Annotated in this window: 10 protein-coding genes and 1 pseudogene; 3 read left to right on the forward strand and 8 right to left on the reverse strand. The window is 70.4% G+C overall.

Going from position 1 to position 17685, the window contains the following annotated elements; all coding sequences use genetic code 11:
• Nucleotides 1-108 precede the first annotated feature (108 nt).
• The 5 genes from ACW5EG_RS14685 to ACW5EG_RS14705 form a co-directional block, all read right to left on the reverse strand.
• Entirely contained in the window at nucleotides 109-2004 is a 1896-nt protein-coding gene (locus ACW5EG_RS14685) for a glycoside hydrolase family 127 protein (protein ID WP_457019171.1), read from the reverse strand.
• On the reverse strand, nucleotides 1997-4198 hold the full coding sequence (locus tag ACW5EG_RS14690) for a formylglycine-generating enzyme family protein (RefSeq protein ID WP_457019172.1): 2202 nt from the start codon (nucleotides 4196-4198) through the stop codon (nucleotides 1997-1999). Before ACW5EG_RS14690 ends, ACW5EG_RS14685 begins: the two co-directional genes overlap by 8 nt.
• Nucleotides 4199-4306: 108 nt before the next feature.
• Nucleotides 4307-5305, reverse strand: coding sequence for a ribokinase (locus ACW5EG_RS14695; RefSeq protein WP_457019173.1), 999 nt, complete (start codon nucleotides 5303-5305; stop codon nucleotides 4307-4309).
• On the reverse strand, nucleotides 5302-6447 hold the full coding sequence (locus ACW5EG_RS14700; protein ID WP_457019174.1) for a serine hydrolase domain-containing protein: 1146 nt from the start codon (nucleotides 6445-6447) through the stop codon (nucleotides 5302-5304). Before ACW5EG_RS14700 ends, ACW5EG_RS14695 begins: the two co-directional genes overlap by 4 nt.
• 224 nt (nucleotides 6448-6671) lie before the next feature.
• A complete protein-coding gene (locus ACW5EG_RS14705; RefSeq protein ID WP_457019175.1) occupies nucleotides 6672-8813 on the reverse strand; it encodes a TonB-dependent receptor in 2142 nt (713 codons plus the stop codon).
• Between the two features lie 243 nt (nucleotides 8814-9056).
• On the opposite strand from ACW5EG_RS14705, the gene ACW5EG_RS14710 reads away from it, so the two are divergent.
• Entirely contained in the window at nucleotides 9057-10736 is a 1680-nt protein-coding gene (locus tag ACW5EG_RS14710; protein ID WP_457019176.1) for an alkaline phosphatase, read from the forward strand.
• Between the two features lie 30 nt (nucleotides 10737-10766).
• Here the strand turns inward: ACW5EG_RS14710 and ACW5EG_RS14715 are convergent, their stop codons facing one another.
• The 3 genes from ACW5EG_RS14715 to ACW5EG_RS14725 all read right to left on the reverse strand — a co-directional run bounded on the left by ACW5EG_RS14715 (nucleotide 10767) and on the right by ACW5EG_RS14725 (nucleotide 14993).
• Nucleotides 10767-11642, reverse strand: coding sequence for a LysR substrate-binding domain-containing protein (locus ACW5EG_RS14715; RefSeq protein WP_457019177.1), 876 nt, complete (start codon nucleotides 11640-11642; stop codon nucleotides 10767-10769).
• Between the two features lie 97 nt (nucleotides 11643-11739).
• A complete protein-coding gene (locus ACW5EG_RS14720; protein ID WP_457019178.1) occupies nucleotides 11740-14103 on the reverse strand; it encodes a sodium:solute symporter family transporter in 2364 nt (787 codons plus the stop codon).
• A gap of 11 nt (nucleotides 14104-14114) precedes the next feature.
• Nucleotides 14115-14993, reverse strand: coding sequence for an HpcH/HpaI aldolase/citrate lyase family protein (locus ACW5EG_RS14725; protein ID WP_457019180.1), 879 nt, complete (start codon nucleotides 14991-14993; stop codon nucleotides 14115-14117).
• 245 nt (nucleotides 14994-15238) lie between these two features.
• Between ACW5EG_RS14725 and ACW5EG_RS14730 the strand changes: the two are divergent.
• Nucleotides 15239-15778, forward strand: a pseudogene (locus tag ACW5EG_RS14730) (mechanosensitive ion channel domain-containing protein); the annotation flags it as partial.
• Between the two features lie 589 nt (nucleotides 15779-16367).
• Nucleotides 16368-17663 carry an amidohydrolase gene (locus tag ACW5EG_RS14735; protein WP_457019181.1) on the forward strand — a complete coding sequence of 432 codons (1296 nt, stop codon included), beginning with the start codon at nucleotides 16368-16370 and terminating at the stop codon, nucleotides 17661-17663.
• Nucleotides 17664-17685: the final 22 nt, after the last annotated feature.

Here is a 17685-nt window from a genome sequence, read left to right on the forward strand (position 1 = left end):
TCGTCCATGGTCGGGGGTTCGCAAGTCTTGCCGATGGTCCGGCAACGGGACAGCGCGGGCGCCTATCTTCAGCGCACAGGGAATCTTGCTTGAGCGCGGGCGCCATGTTCACAGCGCGCCGCAATCGTCCTCGGCGCGCCCCTCGGGCGACGGCGCCAGGTGCAGCCAGGTCAGGCGCCAGCTGCGGTCGCGGCGCTCGTCGACGGCGTACCAGGGCTCGAAGTCGAGCGGCGCGCGGTCGTCGAAAAGCAGGCGCAGGCGGGTGCCCGGTGCACCTTCGGCTGGCGCCAGTTCCTCGATGCGCAGCGCGGCGTCGTCATCGGGCAGGCGCACGGTCTCGCGCGGCTTGTAGCCGTCGATCAGCCCGGTGGCATAGGCCAGCGGACCGCGCGACAGCGCCAGCCAGGCGTTGTGCACCACCTGCTGGCGCACCAGCGAGCCGTCGGGCGCGCGCGATTCCTGCACGTTGCGGTGCACGCGCCGGTGCACGCGCGGACGCATCGGCAGCTTGAGCACGAGCGCATCACCGGGCGACCACTCGCGCTCGACGTCGGCGTACTCGCCAGCGGCCACGACGACGGCCAGCTCGCCGCCGACTGCCAGGGTCGCGCCGTCGGCCCACGCCGGTACCCGCAGGCGCAGGCGGAAGCGCGTCGGTGCGTCGGGTTCGACTTCGATGCGGACCGTGCCGGCGAAGGGATAACCGGTGCGCTGGTGCAGCCTGGCGCTGCCGCCGCCGGGCAGCGCCAGCTGCGCCTCGCCCGGTCCCAGCAGGTTGACCACCACGCCTTGGGCATCCACGGCCCAGGCGATCGCCGGCAGTTCCTCCAGCGCCATCGCGCCGCTGGACTTGCAGCAGCGCCAGTAGTTGGTGTGGATGCGGCGGCCGTTGGCGAACGAGTAGTAGACCCAGTCCTCGCCGTCGGGCGCCTGCGCGCCGATCAGATCGTTGTAGGCGCTGCGCTCGATCTCCTCGGCGTAGCGCGCCTGGCCGGTGATCGCCAGCAGCTCGCGGTTGAGCTGGATCCAGGCCAGCACCGAGCAGGTCTCGACGTAGGCCTCCGGGTCGAACACGCCGGCCGGGTTGAACACCTCGCGCGAGCGGTGGCCGATGCCGCCGAACGGCCCGCCGCCCAGGCTGAGGTGGTGGTCGCGGATCGCCTGCCACTGGCGGTCGACCGCCTCGCGGTAGTCGGCGCGGCCGGTGGCACGGTGCAGCCGCGCCAGGCCGACCAGGTTCCAGCACAGCTGGTAGGCCTTGCCGGTGGCGATCTCGGAGGGATCGGCGCCCGACTGCGCGCGCTCCAGCAGGGCCAGCCGGGGGTTGGCATTGGCCTGCGCCAGCACCCGCTCGGCGAGCTCCAGGTAGCGCTGCTCGCCGGTCAGCAGGTGCAGCTCGGCGGCCGGGTCGAGCAGCACCGTGGCCGACATGCCGTGGTGGTTGCCGACGCTGGTGATGTCCAGTCCGCCTTCGCAGAAGCTGCGCCAGCACAGGTCGGCGATGCGCTGCGCGGCCTCGAGGTGGCGCGCCTGTCCGAAGCAGCGATACACCTCCACCAGGCCCAGCAGCAGGTAGCTGTGGGTCCAGATGTCCCAGGTGCGCAGCGCCGGCTCGCCGTTCCAGCTTTCCGGCTTGGGCGGTTGCGGCACCATGAAGCGGCGCTGCGGCGCGTAGTTGCCGAGGTAGCCATCGTCGGCCTGCACGTCGGCCAGATGGTCGGCCACCGCCAGCACGCGCTCGCGCAGCGCGGCATCGTCGCTGCGCGCGGCGGCCTTGGCCGCGGCCGCCAGCCACTTGCCGGCGTGCTCGCCGTACCAGTCGCCTTCCTCGTTGTGCTCGCGCTGCGGCGGATCGAAGATCGCGATCGCCGGGCTGTCCGGGCCGGTGATGAAGTGCGACAGCCGGCCGCGCCGGTTGGCGTCCAGCGCCTCGCCCAGCACGCCCTCAAGCTGCACCTGCCCGGGCCGCGCGAAGTGCTGCGCCTGCGCGCCGCGCTCAGTCACGGGCCGGCTCCGCGTCGACCACGCAGCGGAAGCCGACCGTGCCGGAGCGATCCTTGCACGGCGCCATCAGCAGGTACTTGCCGTGCTGGTCGAGCCGGTAGGCCTGCGGGAAGTACCAGTGCGAGGTCTGCGGCTGGTAGCTGCTGCCGCCGCGCAGGATCGCCGCGCGGGTGTGCTCGTCGACGAACTCGTCGGTCCACTGCCAGACATGGCCGACCAGGTCCTCGACGCCAAACGGCGAGGCGCCCTGCGGGTTCTGCCCCACCTTGTCGGGCGGCAGCAGGCGACGCCCGCGGTTGACCCGCGGCACGTAGGCCTCGTTCCAGTCATTACCCCAGGGGTAGAGGCGGCCGTCGCCGCCCTGCGCGGCGTACTGCCATTCCCATTCGCGCGGCAGGCGCTTGCCCGCCCAGGCCGCGTAGGCGCGCGCGTCCTCCAGCGAGACCCAGGTCACCGGCCTGTCCTCCCAGCCCGGGCGCGGCGCGCCGTCGACCCAGTGACGCAGGAAGTTGGCCGCATCGCGCGGCACGTAGCCGCTGCCCTGCACGAAGCGCTGGAACTGCGCGTTGGTCACCGGATGGCGGTCGATGTGGAACGCGGCCAGCTGCATGCGCCGGTGGTGGTGGCGGCGCGGCGTGGGCTCCCAGGGGTATTGCACGTCCACCCCGGCCCAGTTGAAACCTTCGATCTCGATGCCGTCGACCTTGAACAGGAACTCGCCCGCCGGCACGGTGACCATGCCTTCGGGCTTGGCGGCCTGCGGCGCGGTCGGCGCCACGTCCACGATGGCCTGCGGCAGGTGGCGCCAGGCGGCCGAATGGGCGTTGAGCGGCGTGTGCGCCTGCGCGGCGATTGTGGCGAGGAAGGCCTCGAGCCCCGCCTCATCGGCGTCGGGCGCCAGCGCCAGCACCGCGCCGAATCCGCGCGCTTCCAGCGACAGCTCGACCAGCGCCTGGCCGTCGATCACGCGCGGCGACAGCGCGCGGCCGTGCCAGGCGTCGTAGTAGCGCGTGCCTTCGACGTGTTCGATGGCGAACTGTTCGCCGTCCACGTCGTACTCGTTGCGGTTGGCCAAGGTCCACAGCACGCGGCCGTCGCCCGGGAAGCGGCTGATGAACACGTTGCGTTGTGCGGTGAGCTGGTACGGCGCCCAGTCCATGCTGACCACCAGCGACGGGAACTGCCGGTAGATGGTGGCGATGCGGCGCAGCGCCTCGGCGTTGCGCGGCGTGAACTGGTTCCAGATGCCCCAGATGTTTTCCCAGGCGTTGTAGCCGATGCCGTTGAGGAAGCAGTACTGCAGGTCGTGGGTGCGGTCGCGGCCCCAGCGGTTCTCGTAGTTGACCATGTGGCGCGGCTCGAGCCACTTCCACTTCGATACCGGCGGCACCGGGCCGTCGGGCGCCTTCTTGCCCCAGCTCTGCACGTTCCAGATCAGCTGCTCCTCGGCGCTGATCGTCGACTCGGGCTGCACCACCACCGGATGGTCGAGCCGCTCGCAGGCGTCGAAGAACGCGCGCGGCACGCCGTTGAAGGTGTCGCCGTTGATGCCGTCCGCGCCGACCGCCTTCACGATCGCCGCCAGCCCGTCCCAGTGCGTGCAGTCCGGGTCGCGGGTGCCGTGGTCCCAGGGCTTGGCCGGCAGGAACACCTTGACCCCGCGCCGGTGGAAGTCATCGACCGCGCGCTTGAGCCCATCGAGGCCGCCGGGCAGGTCGTGCGCCAGGTCGAACTGGTTGCGGTCGTCGACGCCGATGTTGGGATAGATGTACCAGATCAGCACCGAGTCCAGGCCGCCGAAACGCTGCTCGAGATCGTCGAGGTAGCGGTCGACCGTGTACTGCCCGGTCTCGACGTCGAAGAAATGGCGGTCCTCGACCATCATCTGCGCGTGCACGAAGTTGCGCTGCGCCCACTGCAGCTCCGGGCGGCGGTAGTTGGCATCGTCGTAGCCGATGCGCACCAGGTGTTCGCGACGCCAGTCGCGCAGTTCGACCAGCCAGTCGGCGCCGCCTTCGTTGGCGTCGATCATCCAGTGGCCGATGTCGGCGAACGGCCAGGCCGGCGCCTTGCCCGGGGTGGGCAGGTAGCGCCCGGTGGTGACGTGCGAGAACTTGTGTTCGGTGCGCAGCGGCGCCGGGCCGTGGTCGGCGCTGGCGGGATCGTGTTCGGGGATGTCGTAGGGAGAGGTCATGGTGTGCCCGGTGATCGTAGGGGAATGCGGGCCAGCCCGCAGGCATCGCGCCATGGCGGCGCGCTCGTCGCATCGGTGCGGCGCACAGGTCGCCGGCACCTGCGGCGCTCAACCAGGCGCCATGTCATCGAGCGATGCCGCGCCAGGCGCGCGCCGCGTGGCGTGATCGGCCAGCACCGCGAATGTCCCGTCGGCCCGGTGTGCGCACTCGGCCGCATCGAGCAGCGCGAGCACCGCCGCCCTGGTGGGGATGCTCGACTGCGCGCCGGCCGTGATGCAGGCCAGCGCCGAAGCCGCGCTGGCCTCGCGCAACGCGTGCGCCAGCGCATCGCCACGCGCCAGTGCGGCCACCAGCGCGCCACAGAATGTATCGCCGGCCGCGGTGGTATCCACCACGTCCACGGCGAACGCGTGCTGGCGCAGGATCGCCGCGCCCGCGCGCGCCACGCAGCCAGCGCTGCCCAGGGTCACGATGGCGCAGGGCACCGGCAGGCGCCGCAGCGCAGCCTCCAGGTCGGCGGTGTCGCCGGCCAGCATCGCCAGCTCGCCCTCGTTGACCACGAGGATGTCGATGGCCGCCAGCAGTCGCGGCGACAGCACCCGCGCCGGCGCGGCGTTGAGCACCACCGTGACCCCGGCCGCGCGCGCGCATTCGGCGTAGGCGGTCACGCTCGCCAGCGGCGTTTCCAGCTGCAGCAGCAGGTGGCTGATGCCATCAAGCGGCGGCAGGTCTTCGGCGGCCAGCAGGTCGTTGGCGCCGGGCGCGACCACGATCGAGTTCTCGCCCGAATCGGCGATGCAGATGAAGGCCACGCCGCTGGCGGCGCCGACGGCGCGCTTTTCCACCAGCGCCACGCCGGCATCGCGCAGCGACTCGCGCAGGCGCGCGCCGGGCGCATCGTCGCCGAGCGCGACCAGCATCGTGGTCGGCGCATCGCCGGCACGCGCACAGGCCACAGCCTGGTTGGCGCCCTTGCCGCCGGGAAAGGTCTGCAGTCCGCCGCCGAGCACGGTTTCGCCGGGGGCTGGCGCGCGCGGCGCGCGCACCACGAAGTCGAGATTGGCCGAGCCGGCCACCAGCACCCGGGTCCTGGGCATTGCGTTCATCGCGCCAGCACCTGCTGCACGTGGTTGTAGAAGGGCAGCGCCACGCGCGGCAACTCGCTGTCCGACTCGCCGGGCAGGTGCTGCAGCATCAGCAGGCCGATGCCGCCGGTCGCCGGGTCGATGACGAAATAGGTCGAGGCCGCGCCGCTCCACCCGGCCTGCCCGGGCGCGCCATCGCGGCTGGCCGCCGCCGGGTCGAGCAGGACCGACATTCCCAGCCCGAAGCCGCGGTCGCGTGTGTCGCCGGTCCAGGGATGGGCCAGGCCCATCGGCGCGAGCTGGTCGCGGAACATCGCCTCGACCAGCGCCGGGGGTACCAGCACGTCATCGCCGTGGCGGCCACGCGCGAGCAGCATGCGCGCGAACGCGAGGTAGTCGTGGGCGCTCGCGTACAGCCCGCCGGCTGCACTTGAATACGGGCGCAGCGGCGCGCCGGGCACACGGCCACGCGCCCTGTCGTCGGACTGCAGCCGGCCATCTGCACCGGTGCGGCTGATCTCGACCACGCGGTGACGCTGGCCGGCCGGCACCGAGAACGCGGTGTCGTGCATGCCCAGCGGGGAGAAGAATGCCGCCTGCAGATAGGCTTCCAGCGGCTGGCCGCTCCAGACCTCCACCAGCCGGCCCAGCACATCGGTGGCCAGCCCGTCGTAGACGAAGCGCGTGCCCGGATCGCGCTCCAGCGGCACCCGCGCAGCGCGTTCCACCAGATCGGCCAGGCCGGCGCTCTCCTCCAGCCGTTGCGCCTCGCGCAAGCGCAGTGCCTGCGCCCCGGTCACCGCGAAACCGGCGGTGTGCGTGAGCAGGTGGCGGATCGTCGGCACGCGCACCGGCGCCCGCAGACGTCCCTCTTCAAGCACCTGCAGTCCTTCGAAGGCGGGCAGGTGCAATGCCAGCGAATCATCCAGCCCCGCATGGCCTTCGCCCACCAGTCGCAGCACGGCGGCCGAGACCACGGGCTTGGTCATCGAATAGATCCGGTAGATCGCGTCTTCGCGCAACGGGCGTTGGCGCGCGATGTCCGCATGTCCGGCCGCGAGGTCCACCAGCACCTCGTCGCCGCGGGCCACCAGCAGGTGAGCACCGGGATAGCCGGCGCCGAGCACCGTCGCGCGCAGCCAGGCGTCGGAGGCGTCCGGCACTGGCGTCGCGCTGGCGACGAGGGGACATCCGGGCCAGAGCGCGACCAGGAGGAGAAGACGAAGGAGCGTCTGGCGCATTGCGTGATGTAAAAGGCGCGTGCCGCACCACGACCTGCAGGGGAGGGCAAGACGATGTGGTGCAGCACCGCCGAAACGGAGCGTCGGGCCGACGGCTGCGGCCCGGCGCGGTGGCAACGGGAACATGGTCCGCCGCCGGCTTGCGATCAGAACGTGATCGTGTGGGTCAGCGAGTACATGCGGCCACGACCGGCCATCCAGTCGTCGTTGCTGTTGCTCGCCTCGGATCCGAACAGGATGTACTGGCGGTCGAGGAGATTCTCGATGCCCAGGGACAGGCGCCCGAAGCGGCGGGTGTCATAGCCGACGGTCAGGTCGAGCAGCGCCCGCCCCGAGGTGTGTTCACCGGTGTTGAGCGAGCGGCCACGGTAGGTGGTCGAGGACAGCACCGCCTCGGCGTTGGGCGCGAAGCCCCATTGCACGTTGAGGCCGAACTTGTCCGGGCTGATGTCGTCGGCACCCATGTGTTGGGTCAGTGGTCCGCCCGCCGTCCACCACGTCCTGCCGAGGATGCGCGAGTACATGGCATTGACCTTCAGATCATTGGTGAAGGCGTAGCTGCCCAGCAGTTCGATGCCGTCGATCTCGACCGGTCCACGCCTCATGATGAAGTCGCCGGTGACCGGGTCCGTGCTCAGCGACACCCCGAACTCGGAGAAGCTGCGGTAGGCCGACATGCCCGCGGTCAGCCGGTCGCCGCGGTAGTTGAGGCCCACTTCCTTGTTCTCGACGACGATCGCCTGCAGATCGAGGATGCCAGCGACGCTCTGCCCGGGCGTGTTGATGTTGCGCAGCGGGATGCCCACGTTCGGAAGGCTGAAGCCCTCGCTGTAGGACGCATAGGCCGACAGCTGGTCGGAGAACCGCCACACCATGCCGACGTTGGGCAGCACGGCGCTGTAGTCCAGCGTCCCGCCTTGCACGAACACGCGGTTGTTGTAGTAGGTCGTGGTGTAGTCGTCGATCGACAGCTCGCCGCTCTCGCGGCGCACGCCGCCGCTCAGGGTCAGCTTGTCGGTGTCGTAGGACACCTGCGCGTACGGCGCGGTGCTGTTGTATTCCATCGGCGGCACCCACACGCGCTGGGTCAGGGCCAGGCGCTGGTCGGTCGTGTCCTCGACACGGTCCACGCCGCCGCGCACTTCCAGCCCCTCGACGCCGAACGCATCGGGACGGGCGTAGGAGGCGCGCACGCCGCGCTTGGCGGAGTTGACCTCAGACTGGTCCCACAACTCGCCGAGCGGTGCGATCAGCGGATCCTGGCGGTCGCTGCCGTCTTCTGCCGGATAGCGCATCGCCTGGTCGGCGCGGTAGGCGTCGACCAGCAGGCTGCCGCCGAGCAGATCGTCGTGACGGTACTGCAGGTGGAACTGGTCGAAGTCGTTGAACTCTGGACGCGCGCCCACCGGGATACCGCCGATCACCGAGTTGGTGATGTCGTTGGCGCGGTCGCCGTCGGTGCCGGTGTAGTTGCCCTTGCCCACCAGATTGAAGCGGCTGATCGTGGCCTGCAGGCGCTGCATATCGTCTTCACCGAAGTTCATGCCGAACTTCAGGAACAGGTTCTTTGACTCGGAGTCGTTGATCGTGCCCGAACCGCGCATGCCGATCGCGCGACCGTTGCCGTCGTAGGCCATGCCCCGGTCGACGAACGAGGCCGACATCAGCACGTCGTATTCGTCCTGGCCGTGGCCGACGGTCATGCCGACCTTCCAGCCGTCGCTGTCGCCGTGACCCTGAGTCGTCCAGCGCGTGGTCAAGCTGGCCTCGGTGCCCTGCACCGGGCGCTTGGAGATGTAGTTGATGATGCCGCCCGCGGCGCCGATGCCTTCGGCCGCGGATGGGCCGTTGATCACCTCGATGCGGTCGACGATGCCGAGGTCGGTGAAGCTGCCGGCGCGGTTGGTCTCGCGCAATGGCGAGGTCTGCGGCACGCCGTCGAACAGGCGCAGTGCGATGCGGCCGCGCAGGGTTTCGCCGGAGTTGGTCAGCGCCTGCGAGGATTCCGAATAGCCCGGGATCATCCGCGACAGCACCGCGGTGGCGTCCTCGGTCAGGCTCAGCGAGTTGCCGATTTCCTCCTTGGTGATGATGCTGACGGCGCCGGGGATGCGGTCGGCCGCGCGCGGCATCCGCGTGCCGGTGACGATTACGTTGTCCAGCGTCGCCGGAGTCGTGGCTCTGGATTCGTCCGCGCCCGCGTCGGCACCCTCGTCCTGTGCGTGCGCGGGCTGGAGCGTGCTGAGGACTAGCGCCGTCGCGACAGCGAGACTGAGCGGCTTGAGCATGGCTGGATGGCTCCAATGTGTTGCTGGAATGCGGGACGACGAAGGTCCCGGGACGGAGCGAATGGTAGGTGCGCGTGAACACGGCACGGGCCGCGCAACGCTACGTTCACTCGACAGTTTTTATTGCCTTTGATGTCAGGCATTCTATGTTGCGACGCAGCAACACTGTCGCGGGGACGCCTTCCAGTTGCTGCAGCGCAGCCGCAGCGCCCTGCCCACGTCATCGCAACAGGAACGTCCGGCATGAGTCCATTCCGCATCCCATTCACCGTGGCCCTGCTGGCTGTGTCGGCGGCTGGCTGCACGCACCGACCGCTGCCGCAGCAGAAAACGCAGGCGCCGGCGGCGGTGATCGCGGACGACGACGCCCCCGTGGCCGAAAGCGCGGCGTGGTGGTATCGCAATGGCGCGCTGCACGCGCATCGCCTGGGCGCGGGCAAGGCCGCGGCGCGCAACGTGATCGTCTTTCTCGGCGACGGCATGAGCCTGACCACCGTGGCCGCCGCACGGATCATGGAGGGGCAGCGCCAGGACCTGAAGGGCGAGGAGCACCTGCTCGCCTGGGAGCATTTCCCGTACACCGCGCTCAGCAAGACCTACAACACCGACCACCAGACGCCGGACTCGGCCGGCACGATGACCGCGATCGCCACCGGCGTGAAAACCCACATGGGCGCCATCGGCGTTTCGGCCGGGCGGGTCGGCGACTGCGCCGGCAGCCAGGCCAACCATGTGCTGTCCTGGCTGCGGCTGGCGTCCAGCGCAGGCATGGCAACAGGCATCGTCACCACCGCGCGCCTGAGCCACGCTACGCCGGCCGCCACCTATGCACACACGCCCAACCGCGGGTGGGAAAGCGATCGCGAGATGCCCGCCGAGGCGATCGCTGCCGGCTGCCGCGACATCGCGCAGCAGTTGCTCGATTTCGCGCCCGGCCGCGGCCCGCGCGTGGCGCTGGGCGGCGGCCTTGGGCGCTTCCTTCCCGAATCCGCGCAGGACGCCGCGGCACGCGGACGCAGGCGTGATGGCCGCGACCTGACGCGCGAATGGGCCGCGCGCCATCCCGGCGGCGTGGTCGCGCTCGATACTGGCCAGCTGCGCCGCGTCGCCGGCGCGCCCGCGATCCTGGGACTGTTCGCGACCGAGCACATGCCCTACCACCACGATCGCGATCCGGGTGCACGCGGCACGCCCGACCTGGCGGAGATGACGGGCATCGCGATCGAGCAACTCTCGGGCGACCCGAACGGATACGTGCTGCTGGTGGAAAGCGCGCGCATCGACCACGCCCACCACGCCGGCAACGCCTATCGCGCGCTGGACGAAACCATCGCCATGTCGCGCGCGGTGGAAGCGGCGCTGGCGGCGACCTCGGCGCAGGACACGCTGATCGTGGTCACCGCCGACCACGCCCATACGCTGAGCTTTGCCGGGTACCCGGCGCGCGGCAACCCGATCCTGGGCACCGTGCGCGGCCGCCTGTCGCCACAGGGCCACGAGGACGGCGAGATGCTCGACAGCCTCGGCCTGCCCTACACCACCCTGGCCTATGCCAACGGCTCGGGCTACGTCGGTGAAAGCGCCAGCCAGCCGGCCGGTCCCAAGCGCTTCCCACACAAGCCCGGCGGCTTCTCGGCCGCGCTCGGGCGTCCGGACCTGGCTGGGGTGGACACCGCCGATCCCGACTACCTGCAGGAAGTCCTGGTGCCGATGCACGATGAGTCCCACGGCGGCGAGGACGTCGGCGTCTGGGCACTAGGCCCGGGCAGCGATGCGTTCCGCGGCACGATGGAGCAGAACGTGCTCTACCACCTGATCGTGCAGGCCGCGCCGCGGCTGCGCGAGCGCCTGTGCGCCGCCGGCACCTGCAACGGCGAAGGCGTGCCTGTGGGCCTGCCGGATCCGGCCGCGTTTCGCGATTGAGTCCGCGCCGCGGTTCGGCGGGCATCGCCGCTAGAGCGTGGCACACACCTTCAGGCACTCCTCGCGCAGCGCGGCCACCGCGCGTGCGCGCACGCTGCTGCTCGACCACACGATGCCGATGCGCCGCGCTTCGCTCGCTTCCGGCAGCCGCAGCCGCGCCAAGCGCAGGCCCTCGGGCCAGGGCGGCAGCCAGTCCGGCACCAGCGACACGCCCAGGCCGCGGTCGACCATGACCGCGATGGAGTTGAGCGCGTTGAGCTCGAAGCGCTCGCGCGGCACGATGCCGACGCGACGCAGGTATTCCTCTGCCAGGCGCCCGCCCCACTGGTGGCGGTCGTAGCGGATCAGCGGTTCGCTGGCGAGCACCTCGTGCGGGTCGCGGTGGGCGAACTTCTCCGGCACCAGCACCACCAGCGGTTCTTCGCGCAGCAGCTCCCAGCGGCAGGTCTTGGGCAGCTCGAACGGCGCCTGCAGCACCAGCGCCGCATCCAGCTCGCCGCTTTCAACGTCGCCGTAGAGCTCGGCCGAGTGCCCGGGCTTGATGAACACGTTGATCTGCGGAAAGCGGCTGACCATGCGCGCCAGCACGTCCGGCAGCATGCCCACCAGCACCGTCGGGCAGGCGCCCAGGCGCAGTTCGCCGGCAATCGCGCGGTCGTTGGCGACGCTGCGCAGGTCGGACACGTCGCGCAGCACCGCGCGCACGCGCTCCAGGATGCGCGCGCCCTCTTCGGTGACATTGACCGTGCGCCCGGCGCGCGCGATCAGCGGCACGCCGAGCTCGCGCTCCAGCGTGCGGATCTGCTGCGCCACCGCCGCGGGGGTGATGTGGAGGAAGCGCGCCGCCGCCGCCATCGAGCCGCGGTCGGCGACGTTCACGAACGTATAGAGAAACTGCGTATCCACCTGTCCTGCCCGATCGCGCTCCGCATGCGGCGGAAGAATGCGGACGCCATGATGACACCCGCGTGCCGCGCGCGCCGCCGTTGCCGGTCGCCGGGGTTCAGCCTGGGGCCGGTGTGTAGATGGTCAGCCCTTCCAGCGAGCGCGACGGCGGCGGGAAGAACAGGCTGGCGATGTAACCGATCACGATGCACAGCGCGATCGAGATCGCCAGGTAGAAATACGGGTGCACCAGGTCCATCGTCCAGCACACCACGGTGATCACGATCGAGCCGGCCACGCCGATCGCCACGCCCGGCGAGTTCGCGCGCCGGGTGAACATGCCCAGGGTGTAGGCGCCGGCGAAGCCGCCGCCGAGCAGGCCGGCCATCTCGATCGACACGTCGAACAGCGACTGGATGTCGTAGCGGCTCATCACCAGGGCGATCAGGATGCCGGCCACGCCCACCATCACACCCGCCCACTCGGCGACGCGCACCGAGGTCTTCTCGTTCGGGGCCTTGGCCAGCTTCTGGTAGAAATCCACCGAGACCAGGGTGCCGACCGAGTTGATGATGCTCGAAAGCGTGGACATGGCCGCGGCGAAGATGCCGGCGATGATCAGGCCGGTGACGCCGGACGGCAGTTCGGCGGCGATGAACAGCGGGAACGTCGCGTCGATCGGCAGCAGCGGGTTCAGGCGCTCGGGGTTGTTCCTGTAGTACATCCACAGCGCGGTGCCGATGCCGTAGAACACAACGCCGCCGGGGATCATGATCGCGGCGAACGCCCAGATCGAGCGACCCGCGGCCTTGTCGTCCTTGGTCGACAGGGTGCGCTGCATCAGCACCTGGTCCTTGGGGAAGGTCAGCACCACGTCGAACAGGACCAGGAAGATGAAGCCCCAGACGGTGGCCTTGGTCAGGTCGAAGCTGAAATCCAGCAGCTTGGTCTTGTCCTGCGCCGCGGCCGCGTCCATCAGCTGCGGCAGGTCGGCGCCGGAGTGCCAGAAGATGAAGCCGACCGCGAACAGCGCGCCGCCGAACATCACCACCACCTGCACCACGTCGGTCCAGATCACCGCCTTGGAGCCGCCGACGGTGGAATAGATGATGGTGAACACCCCCATCATCAGGATCGACCACACCACGTCCAGCCCGGTGATGGTGGAGATGGCCAGCGCCGGCAGAAACAGGATCACGCTCATGCGCGCGCCGACCTGCATGACGATGCACAGCGCGCTGGAGAGCATGCGGATGGCGGGATGGAAGCGCGTCTCCAAGTAGGAGAACACGCTCATCAGGTCCAGCCGGCGCAGCAGCGGCACGATCCACACCGCCACGAACGTCAACCCGACGACCGCCATCAGGTTGTTGGTCATGTACTGCCAGTTGGTGTCGAAGGCCTTGGCCGGGATCGCGATGAAGCTGATCGAACTGGTGTTGGTGGCGTACAGGCTGATGCCGGCGGCCCAGAACGGGATGCTGCGCCCGCCGACGAAGAAGTCCGAAGTGCTTTCGTTGCGGTCGCGGAAGTAGAACCAGAAGCCCATGGCGAGCATCGCGGCCAGGTAGACCACGATCACCACCCAGTCCAGCGTGCGCAGCAGGTGCTTGCCGCCGTGCAGCCGGGTCTCGACCAGGCTGCCGTCGGCGCCGGCCCAGAGCACGCCATTGCCGCGCGCCAGTCCGGCGGACGTGGACGGCGTCGTCCCGGGCCAGTCCGACCAGGCGTCGGTGATCACATGGAACAGGCGCGGCTGCTCGCCCACCGGCGACGCCAGCAGGTAGAGCAGGTGCGCCTGTCCGATCGGGCTGGCCTGGCCCCGCACCACCGGGCCGGGCAACTCGCCGCGCTGCGACCAGCCCGCGTCGGCGGTCCAGCGCCACAGCGCGCCATCGGCGGCGGCGAGGTAGAGCGCGGCCTTCTGCGCGACCAGGGCCTGCGGCGCGCCATCGCCGGGCCAGCCGTCGTGCGAACGCCAGCTGCCCTTGCCGGCCGTGGCCAGCACCCACAGCCGGGTGCGACCGTCTTCGTCCAGACCGGCCACGTGCAGGCTGTCGCCAAGCACCGCCGCCCGCGGCGCACGCAGCGGCTCGGGAAGCATGGGCAGCTCGCTGGCCACCAAGCGGTCGCCGGACCAGGACAGGTCCTCGATCCGCTGCAGCTGCTGGTCACCCATCAGGCGATAGGCGCGGGCGCCCTGGCCGACGGACGCCAGCAATTGCGCGCCGGCATCGTCGGGCAGCTGGACCTGCCGCCAGGCCGTCGCGTCCGGGGCCAACGCCCAGGCCGCGCCATCGCCGGTGGCGACCACCTGCCCGGCCAGCAGCGCCAGGGAGGCCGGATTGGCGCCCGCCGGCAGCCGCGGCAGCTCGGTCTCCCGGGTCTCGACCACGCCCTCGGCATGGACCGGCAACATGGCGCTGGCCATCAGGGCCAGCAGCAATGCCAGCATCACCCCTGGCCGGGACCAGCCCGGCATGCGTGTCGACCTCACGATGCGGCGGCGTCGCAGGCGCCGGATGGGCCCATCTGGGCCAGCAGGCGTTCGGCGCGGCGCAGGTAGGGCGGGTCGACCATGCGCCCGTCGACCGCGAACGCCGCGCGCGACTGCGCGCGGGCCTCGGCGGCGGCGGCCACCACCTTGCGCGCCCAGGCCAGCGCGGCCTCGTCGGGCGTGAACACCGCATGCGCCCAGGCGATCTGCCCCGGGTGGATGCAGCTCTTGCCGACGAAACCCAGCCCCTGCGCGATCCGCGCCTCGTGCTCGAAGCCGGCCGGCTCCTGGAAGTCGGGATGCGCGCCATCACAGGCGAAGACGCCGGCTTCGGCCGCGGCCAGCGCCACGCGGAACATCGCAGCGTGCACGTTGGCCGGGTCGTCGCGGCGGATTCCCTGCGCTTCGAACAGGTCGCCAAGGCCCAGCTGCAGGCCGGCCACGCGCGGATGCGCGGCCGCGATCTCGGCCGCGTGGCGCAGGCCGCGCGGGGTCTCGATATTGAGCAGCAGGCCCGGAACAGCGGCACCTAGCGTGCGTTCGGCCACGCGCTCCAGCTGCGCGGCCACTTCGCGCACCTGCGCGGCGGATTCGAGTTTGGGCACGTTGATCAGGTCGGGCTGCGCCGGCACGATCGCGGCCAGGTCGGCCGCAAAGTATGGGCTGTCGGGCGCATTGACGCGGACGATGCTGCGCTTGGCGGTGGCGGCGGACGGATGCACGGCCAGGAACGCGGCCACGTCGGCGCGCGCCTCGGCCTTCCGGTCCTCGGCCACCGCGTCCTCCAGGTCGAAGGACACCGCGTCGGCCGCGCTCGCACATGCCTTGGCGAACAGATCCGGGCGCCCGCCCGGTACGAACAGCTTGCTGCGCATCACGTCTCCCGCAATCGCGGCCAGTGTGCGCAATCCACATCGCGATCAAAGACGGCGCCGGGATGTTCAGAAGATAATTTTGCTTGCGTTCGCGCTTGCCGGCGCAGGGCCTCTGCTGCAAGCTTGCCGCCCTCGATCCGGCGCCGCGAGCCGGCTGGAATTTGCATGCGCCCGCCTTCCCCTGCCGCTCCCGTCCCAGGCCACACCGGCGCGCGTCCGCGCAGAACCGGCTGCGTGGGGCCGCAATGACCCGTTTCCTGCCGCCCTGGCTGCAGTCCTGGCTGGGAGAGATCACCGCGCTGGTGCTGGTGGTGCTGATTGTGCTGTGCGCGCTGCTGCTGCGCTGGCTGCTGCTGCGCCTGGTGCGGCGGGTGGCGCGGCGCTACGAGCTGCCGGCCGAGATCGTGATCATCGCCCGGCGCACGATCGGCTTCTTCGTGGGCTTTGCCGCGCTGCTGCTGGTGCTGCGCGTGCTGGGGGTGTCGGGTGGGGTGCTGTGGGGCGCGTTCACCGGTTTCGCGACCGTCGCGGCGGTCGCGTTCTTCGCGCTGTGGAGCGTGCTGACCAACGTGTTCTGTGCGCTGTTGATCCTGATCACGCGTCCGTTTCGCCTGCTCGACCACATCGAGCTGGTGGAGAGCGGGGACAAGGTCGGCCTGCGCGGGCGGGTGATCGACATGAACCTGGTGTACGTCACGCTTGAGGAAACCCATCCCGGCGGCGGCGAGAGCGTGCTGCGCGTGCCCAACAGCCTGTTCTTCCAGCGCGCGACCCGGCGCTGGCGCGGTGAGCCGCCGCCGCAGCTCCAGGCCACCGCCACGGGTCCTTCGGCTGGCGACGACAGCAGCCCACGCCCGCCGAGCGGCGGCGGTGGCAGTGCGGTGATGGGCAATTTTCCGTAGCGCGTAACGGGTGCCGTGCTGTAGGCCGACGGCCGCTTCGGATGGGCGCTTCGGATGGGCCGCAGCGCCCCGGGCGGGGGTAGCGCACCGCTCGGGCAGACGTCCGTGTCCGCACTCGCGGCCGCGGCACATCCATGTGCCGCTTGCGCTACCCCCGCCCCGGTCCCTCCGGCATCGCAACCTGGATGTCGTCCCTTCGGCTGGGGAACCTGTGAACAAGCGGGAAGCGCTTTGTAACGGACGAACGTCCGGTCATCCAATGGCTTTGACCTCCACGGCTTGGGGTCACTGGATCCCCGCCTGTCCAGGCGGCGGCTGTTGCAAAGCACGGCTTCGGGACACGCACGGTCAGAACGGGAAGACACCCGTTGGCTTCGGGTCATCCTGGACGGAATGCGTCATCCGTGCGCGACGGCCCGCCACGGGCACCGCGCTCGCATACGATGCGGGTTCCCGTGCCACGGACATCCCCATGCCCCGTCCCGTCCTCGCCATGCTCGCACTTGCACTCGTCCCCGCGCTGTCCCTGGCGCAGGTCTCGGCCGACATCGACGCCGCCGCGCACGCCGTGCAACCGAAAGTGGTCGAGTGGCGCCGCGACCTGCACCAGCATCCGGAACTGGGCAACGAGGAAGTGCGCACCGCGCGCGTGGTCGCCGATCACCTGCGCGCGCTGGGGCTGGAGCCGCGCACCGGCATCGGTCCGACCGGCGTGACTGCCGTGCTCAAGGGCGGCAAGCCCGGTCCGCGCATCGCCCTGCGTGCCGACATGGACGCACTGCCGGTCACCGAAGCCACCGGGCTGCCGTTCGCCTCCACCGTGAAAAGCGAGTATCGCGGCCAGCCGGTCGGGGTGATGCACGCCTGCGGACACGACCTGCACGTGGCGATCCTGATGGGCGTGGCCGAGGCACTGGCCGGGATGCGCGAACAGCTGGCCGGCGAGGTGATGTTCGTGTTCCAGCCGGCCGAGGAAGGCCCGCCGGTGGCGGGCGAGGTCGCGGGCGCGAAGCGCATGCTCGACGAAGGCATCTTCGATGACTTCAAGCCCGACGCGGTGATGGGCCTGCACGTGTGGTCGCGCCTGCACGCCGGCCAGCTCGGCGTGCGCGCCGGCCCGTTCATGGCCAGCGCCGACGAGTGGACGCTGAAGATCAGTGGTCGCCAGACCCACGGCTCGCAGCCCTGGGCGGGCGTGGATCCGCTCACCGTTGCCGCGCAGGTGCTGCTGGGCGCGCAGTCGATCATCGCCCGCCAGGTCGACATCACCGCGCATCCGGTGGTGCTCACCGCCGGACAGATCCAGGGCGGCACGCGCTTCAACATCATTCCCGACGAGGCGACCATGGTGGGCACGCTGCGCACCTTCGATCCCGGCGTGCGCCAGGACGTGATCGATCGCTTTCGCAACACCGCAGAACACTTCGCTGCCGCCAGCGGCGCGACGGCCACGCTTGAAGTGGCGGCGAACGCACCCTCGACCAGCAACGATCCGGCCCTGCTCGAACGGCTGCGCCCCTCGCTGGAAGCCGCCGCGGGCAAGGGCAACCTGGTCGAAGTGCCGCGCTACACCATCGCCGAAGATTTCTCGCAGTTCGCCAACGTGGTGCCGGGGCTGTACTTCTTCGTCGGCACCACCCCGCGCGACCAGCCGCTCGAATCGGCACCGATGAACCACTCGCCGCAGTACGCACCGGACGAGTCCGCACTCGACCTGGGCGTGCGCGCGATGCTGCAGGCCACCGTGGATTTCCTCGCGGGCGGCTGAGGCCTATTGGCCCGGCCCCACG

The organism is Luteimonas sp. A611, assembly GCF_054072715.1.

Excerpts from the sequence above, each read along its gene's own strand:
- ACW5EG_RS14690 (WP_457019172.1), bottom strand. The coding sequence starts at position 4,198 with ATGACCTCTCCCTACGACATCCCCGAACACGATCCCGCCAGCGCCGAC.
- ACW5EG_RS14695 (WP_457019173.1), bottom strand. The coding sequence starts at position 5,305 with ATGAACGCAATGCCCAGGACCCGGGTGCTGGTGGCCGGCTCGGCCAAT.
- ACW5EG_RS14705 (WP_457019175.1), bottom strand. The coding sequence starts at position 8,813 with ATGCTCAAGCCGCTCAGTCTCGCTGTCGCGACGGCGCTAGTCCTCAGC.
- ACW5EG_RS14710 (WP_457019176.1), top strand. The coding sequence starts at position 9,057 with ATGAGTCCATTCCGCATCCCATTCACCGTGGCCCTGCTGGCTGTGTCG.
- ACW5EG_RS14720 (WP_457019178.1), bottom strand. The coding sequence starts at position 14,103 with ATGCCGGGCTGGTCCCGGCCAGGGGTGATGCTGGCATTGCTGCTGGCC.
- ACW5EG_RS14725 (WP_457019180.1), bottom strand. The coding sequence starts at position 14,993 with ATGCGCAGCAAGCTGTTCGTACCGGGCGGGCGCCCGGATCTGTTCGCC.
- ACW5EG_RS14735 (WP_457019181.1), top strand. The coding sequence starts at position 16,368 with ATGCCCCGTCCCGTCCTCGCCATGCTCGCACTTGCACTCGTCCCCGCG.